Annotated in this window: 9 protein-coding genes and 2 pseudogenes; 7 read left to right on the plus strand and 4 right to left on the minus strand. The window is 71.9% G+C overall.

Going from position 1 to position 10,097, the window contains the following annotated elements:
- Nucleotides 1-549, minus strand: a pseudogene (locus ABZ646_RS31125) (peroxidase family protein); the annotation flags it as partial.
- A 36-nt stretch (nucleotides 550-585) separates the two neighbouring features.
- Nucleotides 586-1,020, minus strand: a complete 435-nt coding sequence (locus tag ABZ646_RS31130) for a Fur family transcriptional regulator (RefSeq protein ID WP_360526110.1) — start codon at nucleotides 1,018-1,020, stop codon at nucleotides 586-588.
- A gap of 207 nt (nucleotides 1,021-1,227) precedes the next feature.
- On the opposite strand from ABZ646_RS31130, the gene ABZ646_RS31135 reads away from it, so the two are divergent.
- From ABZ646_RS31135 to ABZ646_RS31155, 5 genes are all read left to right on the plus strand, one after another.
- Nucleotides 1,228-1,587 carry an LPXTG cell wall anchor domain-containing protein gene (locus ABZ646_RS31135; RefSeq protein ID WP_360526113.1) on the plus strand — a complete coding sequence of 120 codons (360 nt, stop codon included), beginning with the start codon at nucleotides 1,228-1,230 and terminating at the stop codon, nucleotides 1,585-1,587.
- A complete protein-coding gene (locus ABZ646_RS31140; RefSeq protein WP_360526116.1) occupies nucleotides 1,584-2,204 on the plus strand; it encodes a class F sortase in 621 nt (206 codons plus the stop codon). The genes ABZ646_RS31135 and ABZ646_RS31140 overlap by 4 nt, the downstream gene beginning before the upstream one ends.
- Nucleotides 2,205-2,291: 87 nt before the next feature.
- The gene (locus ABZ646_RS31145) at nucleotides 2,292-2,783 is read left to right on the plus strand and encodes an RNA polymerase sigma factor (protein ID WP_360526119.1); all 492 of its coding nucleotides are present in this window, start codon (nucleotides 2,292-2,294) and stop codon (nucleotides 2,781-2,783) included.
- Nucleotides 2,767-3,267 carry a hypothetical protein gene (locus ABZ646_RS31150; protein WP_360526121.1) on the plus strand — a complete coding sequence of 167 codons (501 nt, stop codon included), beginning with the start codon at nucleotides 2,767-2,769 and terminating at the stop codon, nucleotides 3,265-3,267. The genes ABZ646_RS31145 and ABZ646_RS31150 overlap by 17 nt, the downstream gene beginning before the upstream one ends.
- 300 nt (nucleotides 3,268-3,567) lie before the next feature.
- Nucleotides 3,568-4,692, plus strand: coding sequence for an acyltransferase (locus ABZ646_RS31155; RefSeq protein WP_360526124.1), 1,125 nt, complete (start codon nucleotides 3,568-3,570; stop codon nucleotides 4,690-4,692).
- 4 nt (nucleotides 4,693-4,696) lie between these two features.
- Here ABZ646_RS31155 and ABZ646_RS31160 read toward each other — a convergent pair whose 3' ends face one another.
- On the minus strand, nucleotides 4,697-6,832 hold the full coding sequence (locus ABZ646_RS31160; protein WP_360526127.1) for a discoidin domain-containing protein: 2,136 nt from the start codon (nucleotides 6,830-6,832) through the stop codon (nucleotides 4,697-4,699).
- Nucleotides 6,833-7,031: 199 nt separating this feature from the next.
- On the opposite strand from ABZ646_RS31160, the gene ABZ646_RS31165 reads away from it, so the two are divergent.
- Nucleotides 7,032-7,952, plus strand: a complete 921-nt coding sequence (locus tag ABZ646_RS31165) for an SGNH/GDSL hydrolase family protein (protein WP_360526130.1) — start codon at nucleotides 7,032-7,034, stop codon at nucleotides 7,950-7,952.
- Between the two features lie 415 nt (nucleotides 7,953-8,367).
- A pseudogene (locus tag ABZ646_RS31170) lies at nucleotides 8,368-8,481 on the plus strand (phosphotriesterase); the annotation flags it as partial.
- 91 nt (nucleotides 8,482-8,572) lie between these two features.
- Here ABZ646_RS31170 and ABZ646_RS31175 read toward each other — a convergent pair.
- Complete coding sequence (locus tag ABZ646_RS31175; protein ID WP_360526133.1) at nucleotides 8,573-9,214, minus strand: hypothetical protein; 642 nt, start codon at nucleotides 9,212-9,214, stop codon at nucleotides 8,573-8,575.
- Nucleotides 9,215-10,097: the final 883 nt, after the last annotated feature.

Raw genomic sequence — 10,097 nt, forward strand, 5'->3', positions numbered from 1 at the left:
GTGGGTGGTGAACGGGCAGAAGGTCTGGACGTCCGGCGCGCACAACGCCCGGTGGCGCCCCGGGCCGGTGAGGATCATGAGGTCGGCCCAGGAGATGGACTGGCCGTACTTCTTCTTGACCGGCCACAGCAGTCGGCGGGCCTTGTCCAGGTTGCCGTTGTCCGGCCAGCTGTTCAGCGGGGCGAAGCGCTGCTGGCCGGCGCCGGCGCCGCCGCGGCCGTCGGAGATGCGGTAGGTGCCCGCGCTGTGCCACGCCATCCGGATCATCAGCGGGCCGTAGTTGCCGAAGTCGGCCGGCCACCACTCCTGGGAGTTGGTCAGCACCTCGGCGATGTCCCGTTTCACGGCCGCGAGGTCAAGGGCCTGGAACGCCGCGGCGTAGTCGAAGCCCTTGTCCAGGGGGTTCGCGACGTCGGTGTTCTTGGCGAGGATCTTCAGGTTGAGCCCCTCGGGCCACCACTGGCGATTGCCGCCGCCCTGGGTGGGGTGCGGGGCGCGGTCGTGCGCGACCGGGCACTTGCCCGCGGCGTTCTCCTGGGTCTCGGACATGGGGGAAATCCTTCCGGAAGGGGCGGATCAGCGTACTCAGGAACTGACGGTGGAACAGGAGGGGCACAGGCCCCAGTAGATGACCTCGGCCTCGTCGATCGCGAAGCCGTGGCCGTCCGAAGCGGTCAGGCACGGCGCCTCGCCGACCGCGCAGTCCACGTCGGCGACGGCACCGCACGACCGGCACAGGACGTGGTGGTGGTTGTCGCCGACGCGTCCTTCGAACCGGGCCGGGCTGCCGGCCGGTTCGATACGCCGTATGAGTCCGGCCGTGGTGAGCGCGTGCAGCGCGTCGTACACGGCTTGGAGCGATATGTGGCCCACCCTGTCGCGGACGCCCGAGGCGATGGCCTCGACGTCGAGGTGGTCGCCGTGCCGGACGGTCTCCAGCAGCGCGACGCGGGCGGCCGTCACCCGCAGGCCGGCACCGCGCAGTTCTTCGGCGGTCGTCGGGGGCTGGGATGCGGTCATGGCCACTACCTAACCTCAAAAACACGAATGATTCAAGAAAACAAACCACTCAAGTCAGACCACGAACCGACCGACGGCCCCGCGCCGCCCCCCGCCGCCCGACTTTGCCATCTCTTTACAACCTGCCCGGGGTCCGGGTCGTCTCTCCGCTCGATCCGTCACACAGCCCGCGCCGACCGGTGCGGGCCTACGAAAGAGAGCGTCCTCATGCGCCGAACCGTCCTGAGCGCCACGGCCCTGGCCTGCACCGCCGTGCTGGGCACCACCGTGCCCGCGTTCGCCGCCGGCACCGCCCCGAGCCCGGTCGCCAGCGCCGTGCCGACCACCGCTCCCTCCCCCGTGCCGTCCGAGGCGAGGTCCAGCGAGCCCACCCGGGCGGCGACCCCCGTGCCGACCCGTCACTCGCGTCAGGTCTCCACGGTGCCGCAGGGTGCCCCCGACACCGGGGTGACGGAGCCCTCCTCCGGCTCCGACGGCGCGCTGATCGGCACGGGGGCGGGCGCCGTCGTGCTCGCCGCGGGCGCCGCGGTGTTCGTCGTCCGCCGCCGCCGGGCGACCGGGGCATGACCCCGCTCTCCAGGCGCGCCCTGCTCACCGCCGCGACGGCCTCGCTGCTGGCGGGCTGTGCGGGCCAGACGCCGCACCGGGCGGCCACCACGGTCTCCCGGCAGCAGCCGCCCGCAGCGTCGGCCACCGCCGCCGGCTCCGCCACGCCCGCCCCGCTCGGCCGTTCCGTACCGGTCCGGCTGCGGGTCCCGGCGATCGGGGTGGACACCCCGCTGCTGCGGCTGGGCCTGGCGGCCGACGGCACGGTGCAGGTGCCGCCGGTCACCGCGCACGACCGGGCGGGCTGGTACCGCTACTCCCCCACCCCGGGGCAGGTCGGCCCGTCGGTGATCCTCGGCCATGTCACGGTCGGCTCCTACGGGGACGGCGTCTTCCGCCGGCTCGCCGAGCTGCGCCGGGGCGAGCAGGTCGTGACGCGTCTGGAGAACGGCAGATCGGCGGTGTTCACCGTCCGCGAGGTGCGGACGGTCGCGAAGGCGCGGTTCCCGACGCGAGAGGTGTACGGGAACGTGGACCGCCCGGAGCTTCGGCTGATCACCTGCGGCGGCCAGCGCACCGGGAACGGCTATCTCGACAACGTGATCGTCTTCGCGGCCCTGACCCGCACGACACCCTGAACCCGCCGCAGCGGATGCGGGACCGGTGGAACGTACGCCGCCGGTCCCGCATCCTCCCCCGCGAACCCCCTTCGACCCTGGAGAACGTTGAAACGGTCCCGTGACACGGCGGCCTCCGAGCTGTTCGCCGCCCTGTACCCGCGCCTGGCCGGCTGGTGCCGCCGCCTCGTCGACGACGACGGGACGGCGCACGAGATCGCCTCGGAGGCGTTCACCCGGCTGTGGGCCCGGTGGACGAAGGTGGAGGAGCCCCGTGGTTTCCTCTACGTCACCGCGGCCAACCTCGTCCGGGACCACTGGCGCAAGCTGGAGCGCGAGCGGCGCACGGTGCGCCGCGTCGGCTCCGAGGCCGCGACCCGCCCGCACGCCGAGCAGACGGACCCCTCGGTACGGCTGCTGGTGCAGTCGCTGCCGGAGCGGCTGCGGGTGCCGATCCTGCTGCACTACTACGCCGACATGCCGATCCGGGAGGTGTCCGAGCTGACCGGGCGCAAGGAAGGAACCGTCAAGGCCGATCTGCACGCGGCCCGAGAACTGCTCCGCGGCCATCTGAGGAGAAGCCTTGACCACACGCTTTGACGACGAGCCCGAGTCCGGCGGCCCGGACGATCCGCTCGCCGTCATCCTGCGGCCGCCGGCCGCCCACCTCGGGCCCCCGCCCGGCCGTTACGAGGAGATCCGGCGGGCCGCGGGGCGCCGCCGACTGGTGCGTACGGCTGCCGGAGCCGGGGTGACCTGCGCCGTCGCCGCCTTCGTCGCCGTGTCACTGCATCTGGCGGCACCCGCTGCGCCGACGGCGCCGCGCGACCCCCTCGCACCGCCGGCCGTCGGCCCGACGGCACCACGGCATCCCCGGACGTCTCCGCCACCGGACACGCCCCGTCCGAGCCCGAGCGTCGCGCCGACGCGCGGCGGCCCCGCACAGGAGCCCACGCGCACCCGGCCGACGCGGGGCGGCACCACGGGGTCGCCCGCGTCCGGACGGTTCGCGTCCCCGACCGCGGTCGGGGACGCACCGTCCGAGAGCCGGCCGAGCGCCGTCGCCACGCCGGGCCGCTCGTAGCGACGTCAACACGGCGAAGGGTGGGTCACACGTTCGCGCCCGGAGGTTTCGGCGCGTCGCCCGCGGCCCAAAGGCACGGGCCACGGCGCCGCACCCGGCGTCACGGCGCCACGCGCGGGCCCCTGGGCGCGTCGGCCGTCCGGGTAGGGTCACACCCGCCCGTCCGGCCGCCGCGGCCCGAATGGCCGAGGCCGCCCCTCGGCGTTGGTGTGATGTTTCGTACGTGGCCGGAATGAAAGGTGTGGAACGGGCAACGCTCCGTTTCATGCTCCACGCCCGAAACCTCCGGCAGGTGACTCGATGACGACGGCGACCAAGGCCTCCCCGACCGCTCCGGCCGCCGCGCCACCGTCCCCCGCCCAGCCCTCCGCCCCGGCTCCGCCGCTGCCGTCCCTCACCGGGCTGAGATGGATGGCCGCACTGCTGGTCTTCGGGCTGCACGTGCACAACTTCCGCTATTTCGGGGGCACCGGCGGCCGCCTGATGTCCTGGGGATTCGAGGCGGGCGCGTCCGGGGTGTCGTTCTTCTTCATCCTGTCCGGGTTCGTCCTGATGTGGTCCGCGCGGCCGGGGGACCGGGCGCCGCGTTTCTGGTGGCGGCGGGTCGCCCGGATCTATCCCGTGCACCTGGTCACCGTCGTCCTCGCGCTGGTCATGGCGTTCACGCTGCCCCGCCAGCCGCGCCCGACCCTCCCGCAGGGCCTGGCCGATGTCTTCCTGGTGCACTCCTGGTGGCGTCCGTGGTGGCAGACGCTGGACCCGGTCAGCTGGTCGCTGGCCTGCGAGGCCTTCTTCTACGCCGCGTTCCCGCTGCTGGCCCTGGTGCTGCGCCGGCTGGGCGGGCGGGGTGCGACGGTGCTGGCCGCGCTGTCCGTCCTCGCGGTGCTCGCGCTGGCCTGGACGGACGCGCACCACTGGTGGGACCAGCCGATCAGTTCCTTCCCCGCGGCCCGGCTGCCCGAGTTCGTGCTGGGCGCCGCCACCGCGCGCCTGGTGCTGCTGGGCCGGTGGCGCGGCCCCGGCCTGGAGGCCTCACTGGCGCTGGCCGTCATCGGCTACTTCCTGGTCCCCCAGGTCACCGACGACTACGCGGCCACCGCCTGCACCATCATGGGCTTCGCGGTGCTCATCCCGGCGGCGGCCCAGGCCGACCTGCGCGGTCTGCCCTCGCTGTGGCGCCGCCGCCGGCTGGTGCGGCTCGGCGAGTTGTCGTTCGCGTTCTACATGGTGCATCTGCTGGTGCTGCGGGCGGGCACCCATCTGCTCGGCGTCCGCCCGCGCTTCGACCTGCTCACCGGCGCGGCCGCCGCCCTCGTCGCCTTCACCGTGTCGCTGGGCCTGTCGTGGCTCCTCTACGAGGGCGTGGAGGGCCCGGCGCGACGGCTGCTGCTGCGGTTCTCGGCGCGCCGGAAGGCGGCGGCCTAGCCGGTCACGGGAACCGGGTCACCTTGGACGGGGTGGTGCTGGTCCCCGAGGTCGGCGATCCGGTGGTGTTGACGACGTGGGCGTACTGGCCCATGCCGCCCAGGGAGATCACCAGCAGGTCGTGCATCCCGATCCCCGGACCGGTCGGCACCTGGAAGCCGTTGGACTGGACGATCGTCGGATCGGCCGTGTAGTTGCAGTAGCTGCCCAGGCCCCATGCCTCATGGGTGGTCACGGTGTCGGCGACCTTGTAGGCCGCGTAGCCGACGACGCCGTCGTGGGTGACGGCGGCGGCTTTCGGGGCGTCGTACGCCTTCTCGTTCTGGAAGAAGACCGTGCGGCCGCGTTCGCCGTTCCAGTAGACGTCGTACTTGTTGAAGTGCTCGACGAACAGGCCGGTGGCGAGGACGTCGTCGCCGTTGACCCTCAGGCCGTAGTCGGCGCGGTTGGTGGTCCAGCCGACTCCGCTGCCGTGGTCCGCGCGCCATAGCCAGGTGTGGTCGATGATCACGTCGTTGCTGTTGACCACGACCGAGTTGGTGGCGAGGCCGGGGCCGGCGCCGCCGATGCGGACGAACACGTCCTGCATGGACGTGGGGTCGGCGGAGTGGTCGGCGGCGCCGCCCGGGTCGCCGATCCGCAGCAGGGTGTCGGAGTTGACCGGGCCCGCGTCGATCAGGAACCCGGCGAGCTTCACGCCGTCGACGTCGGCGACGTGCACGGCGTCGACGCCGTTGTCCGGGACCAGGGTGGCGAGGCCGAGGCCGAGGACCACGGTGTCGGCACGGGTGACGTTGATGGTCCGGTCCAGGTGGTAGACGCCGGGGGTGAACAGGAGGTTGAGGCCCTGGGCGAGGGCCTGGTTGATGGTGGCGGCGGTGGCGCCGGGCTTGACGACGTAGAACTGGTCCAGCGGGAGGGAGGTGCCCGCGTTCGCCGGCCAGGAGACGCCCCGCGCGTTGGTGCGCTTCGCGGGGACGAAGACCTTGTAGGCGCTGCCGTCCAGGTAGAGGAACGGCTTCTCACACGAGACGGGGGTGGTGTCCAGCGTGGTGTAGGGGCCGGAGTCGAAGTTGCCGGCGGGGGCGCCCTGGACCCCGGAGAAGGTCATGTTCCACACGCCGTTGGTCCAGCCGCCGACCGAGCTGTCCCGGGTGTACCACTGCTGCTGGGAGTACGGTCCGACGGTGCCGTCGATCTTCGAGTCGGCGATGTAGCCGCCGGAGGCCCAGCCGTAGCCGTTGGGGGCGAGGTTGAGGCCGCCCTTGACGTGGATACGGCGGAAGGGGGCCGCCTGAGCCACGGCCCACCGGTCGGTGCCGTTGGACGGCGTGATGGCGAGGTTCTCCGCCGAACGCCAGAAGTTCTGGGTGGCGTTTCCGTTGAACCAGCCGGCGTCGACCGTGACGTCACCGTTGATCTGCGTGTCGTCGGGGTTCAGACCGAGGCCGGAGATCGAGGTGTAGAAGCCGATCTGGGCGTTGATGCCGCTGTAGGTGCCCGGCTTGAGCAGGAACTGGTAACGCCCGGTGCCGAACTGGGCCGACTCCTGCTGGGCGAAGACGGAGTCGAACTTCGCCTGGAGGTTCGGCGTGGACGGGTCGACGACGATGACGTTCGGGCCGAGGTCGCCGCCGCCCTGCACCGGAGGTGTGCCGGTGGTGCTGCCGTAGACCTGGAACTCCCACAGGGAGTAGCCCCATTGAGTGGCGCGGTGCACACCCTGCATCCGGACGTACCTGCCCTGTCCCGAGACGTCGAGGGTGTCGGTGCCGCCGTCCCCGCCGGTGACGGCGGCGAGGTCGGTCCAGCTGGTGCCGTCGGCGGAGATCTGGACCTTGTAGTCCTTGCCGTACGCGGTCTCCCAGTCGAGGACCACCCGGGTCACGTTCGCGGTGGCGCCCAGGTCCACCCGGAGCCACTGGTCGTCGGAGAAGGCCGACGACCAGCGGGTGCCGGTGTCGCCGTCCACCGCGTTGCCGGCGGTGGTGCCGGCGTTCTCCTCGGCGGAGGCGGTGGCCGTCCTCCCCTGGGACAGCGGGACGTCGGCGGCACGCGCCGCCGGCGCGTGGGCGGTGGGCAGGGCGAGCAGTGCTGCCATGGCGGCGAGCACCACGCCCAGGGATCTCAGTCGTCTCATCAGCGGCTCCCTGCTGCTTAGTTCAGACTTTGATTTAAGTGCTGAGACAAACCGTCGACAACCCTTCGGCAACAGAATTCTCGACGTCCGACCTCTGGCTACGGACTCCTACCGGGCGGTATACAGACCTCCGACACACGCGTGCGGGCCGCCCGTCGGGACCGGTTCCGCGCGCGTCCCGGTTCCAGGGGGGATCCTCATGTCGTACGGCAGCCCGTCGCAGGGTTCGGCGAGAACGCACCGGCGGAAGGCGGCCGTGGCGGCGGCGCTGGGCGGCTGCGCCCTGGTGGCCGCGTCCACGACACCGGCCGCGGCGCACGGCGGCGGCCACGGCCCCGGCCATGACCGCGGCACGAGCTACGTGGCGCTCGGTGACTCCTACACCTCGGGCCCCGTCATCCCGACCCAGGTCGACGCGAACTGCGCCCGCTCCGACCACAACTACCCCTCGCTGGTGGCGGCGGCGCGCAAGGTGACCGCGTTCACGGACGTGAGCTGTTCCGGCGCGACGACCGTGCAGATGTGGCAGGCGCAGGGCACCAACGGGCCCCAGCTCGACGCCGTGCGGCGGGACACCGACCTGGTCACGGTCCAGATCGGCGGCAACGACATGGGGTTCGGCTCCATCATCGCCACCTGCGCGGCCCTCAGCTCCAAGGACCTCACCGGCAACCCCTGCCAGCAGTACTACAACTCCTCCGGCACCGACCAGCTGGTGCTCAACATCGCGCAGACCGCGCCCAAGGTCGACAAGGTGCTGCGGGCCGTGCGCGCCCGGGCCCCGCACGCCCGGATCCTGGTCGTCGGCTACCCCGACCTGCTGCCCGACGACGGCAGCGGCTGCTATCCGACGGTGCCCTTCGCCGCCAAGGACTTCCCCTACCTGCGCGACACCGGGAAGCGGCTCAACCTGATGCTGCGCCTGGTCGCCGCCTGGAACGGCGACCGGTACGTGGACACCTACGGCCCGACCGTCGGCCACGACATGTGCAAGGCTCCCGCCGACCGCTGGATCGAGCCTCTCCGCCCGACCTCGCCCGCGGCTCCGGCGCACCCCAATGCCCAGGGCGAGGCGGTCATGGCCCAGGCCGTGCTGGAGCGGCTGGAAAGGCGCTACTAGGGCGCGACACGCCCAAGCGGGCTTCCCGCCGGTGTCGGGACTGGGACGCGGATCGCCACCGGCGATGCCCCGCCCCGACCCCTGCCGCAGCCCTGGGCGAGGAGGCCGGCCCGTTGCAAGCTCTGCTGAACCGGGCCGCAGCCACCGGGGCGAGATCGGCCGCCGAGCGTTCGCCGTAGCTTGCCGGGAGGCCTTGATCAGGTGACCGGTGTTCGCGTCGGTCAGGTGTCCCTTCAGAAGGGGCTTCCACCTGATATTCATGATCACGACACTCCCGATCAGCCTGCCGCGTTCTGCGGGGCTGAGGTGGCGCTGCGGCGGGCGCGCATGGCCCGGACTCTGCCCCGGCTCGCGCAGGCCGGGGTCCGGGCAGCTCCTGAGTGCCAGCCGGTCCGAGCCGGTGCGGTGGTCCACGGCCTCGGTCGCCCAGTGGACCCCCTGGAAAATGGGGGCCCGAGCCCAGGAACTCCCCGGTCTGTCGCGGCGCTCCGGTGTCCACCTCATCGCCGCCACCGGACTGCACCAGGCCGCCGCGAGCACCCCGCGGGCCGTGGAGTGTGCGGTGAATGTGCGGTGGATGTACGCCGCGCGGGCGGCTGCGCGCCGGCTGGCCGGCGGGGTCAGTGCAGGATGCTGACGGCCCGCGCGATCACCAGGAGCGAGGTCAGCAGAGCGGAGATGCTCTGCACGCTCATCAGGGCTTTGGCGCGGGTCGACAGCGGCATGGTGTCGGTCGGGCTGAAGGCGGTGGAGTTGGTGGTGGACACGTACAGGTAGTCCATCAGTGTGGGGACCCAGTCCGAGGTGGCGCTGGCTCCGTCGGCGACTTCCTGGACGGCGTCGTCGTTCTCGTCCTGGGAGAAACGGAAGTCCGCCAGCGGCAGGGCCGAGCGGGGTGCCTGGGTGCGGCTGACCGGGCCGCCCCGGTCCAGCTCCCAGTAGGCCAGCCCGAAGACGATGATGTTGGTGAGCCAGATCTGCAGCGCGGCCACCAGCAGGGACCGGCCGTCCTTCACCCCGGCGTAGAGCAGTTCGTGGACCAGGATGACCAGCGCCACGAGATTGCTGACCACGATGACGCCCACGAGCGTCAGCGACAGAACGCGGAACGTCTTCGTCTGCCGGGTCAGCCGTTTGGGGTTGATCGCGATGAGCGGGATGAGCAGCATGCACTCCAGGGTGGGCAGGACGTACCGGGGAGCGATCAGCAGCCGCTGCGGCAGCAGCAGGTACAGGGCGATCGCGGCGAGGGTCGCGACCACCGCCGGGAGCCGTGCCTCTCCCCTGCGCTCATGCCTGGGATGCCGGGTGCTCGCCTGTGCCCGCGTACATGCCATACCTCGTGGCCTTCCGGTCGTTCCCGCACGGACCGTGCCACAGCGCCTGAGCATTCCTCCGTGCCAGGCGCCGCGCACCCCCAGCACGTACCCCCGAACAGACGACTCGTGCCGAGGGACCGCGGGGCCGTTCCCGCTGGCAGCCACAGGTCAGGGCCAAGGCGAAGCAGACCGTGGCCACCACCGGCGGCATCCTGATCGACGACCAGGCCGGTTCGGCTGCACCGCCGCCCCCGACAGCACCGACGACGCCCGCATCCGACACCTCACCCTCGCGCTGCCGCCCGGCCACGCCGCCCGTCTCTTCCAAGCCCAGGAAGCCGGCCTCACCGGGAACCAGCTCCGCCAGATCGCCGCCCAGGCCCTCGGCAAGGTCTACTTCCACGAGACAACGGCCACCGCGCCCACGGCCTCGAAGTCGCACTCACCGACCTCCTCGGCCTGCGGGCCGGGCCGCCGAGCGACGAGCCGACGCCTTTGTAAGGACCTCTAAGAGATCACCGTCCGTGACGGCTTGCAGGGGCGAGCTGTCTCCGAGCTGGGGGTTCATTCCGATCATCCATGCTCGGACTATGTGGAAGTTCTCGGCTCCCTCACCACACTTGGCAGTCGAGGGCGGGCACCATCGTCAGGGTGACCACACCACCCGCCCACTGGGATCCGATCTCACAACGCCTGTGGCAAGCAGTACGCGATGGCGCTCCCCTTGATCTCAGTGCTGCTCGTACCACGCGGCGTCCGCGTCCTCCGGGGCCTCCTCGGTGGAGACGACCCGGTAGCCGCCGTGCACCGTGTCCCGCTCCAGCCG

The organism is Streptomyces sp. NPDC007162 (assembly GCF_040634175.1).
In the GTDB taxonomy this organism is placed as follows: domain Bacteria; phylum Actinomycetota; class Actinomycetes; order Streptomycetales; family Streptomycetaceae; genus Streptomyces.

Bases quoted from the DNA above. Each gene is read 5' to 3' on its own strand.
- ABZ646_RS31135 (WP_360526113.1), top strand. From the start codon at position 1,228: ATGCGCCGAACCGTCCTGAGCGCCACGGCCCTGGCCTGCACCGCCGTG.
- ABZ646_RS31155 (WP_360526124.1), top strand. From the start codon at position 3,568: ATGACGACGGCGACCAAGGCCTCCCCGACCGCTCCGGCCGCCGCGCCA.
- ABZ646_RS31130 (WP_360526110.1), bottom strand. From the start codon at position 1,020: ATGACCGCATCCCAGCCCCCGACGACCGCCGAAGAACTGCGCGGTGCC.
- ABZ646_RS31160 (WP_360526127.1), bottom strand. From the start codon at position 6,832: ATGAGACGACTGAGATCCCTGGGCGTGGTGCTCGCCGCCATGGCAGCA.
- ABZ646_RS31165 (WP_360526130.1), top strand. From the start codon at position 7,032: ATGTCGTACGGCAGCCCGTCGCAGGGTTCGGCGAGAACGCACCGGCGG.
- ABZ646_RS31140 (WP_360526116.1), top strand. From the start codon at position 1,584: ATGACCCCGCTCTCCAGGCGCGCCCTGCTCACCGCCGCGACGGCCTCG.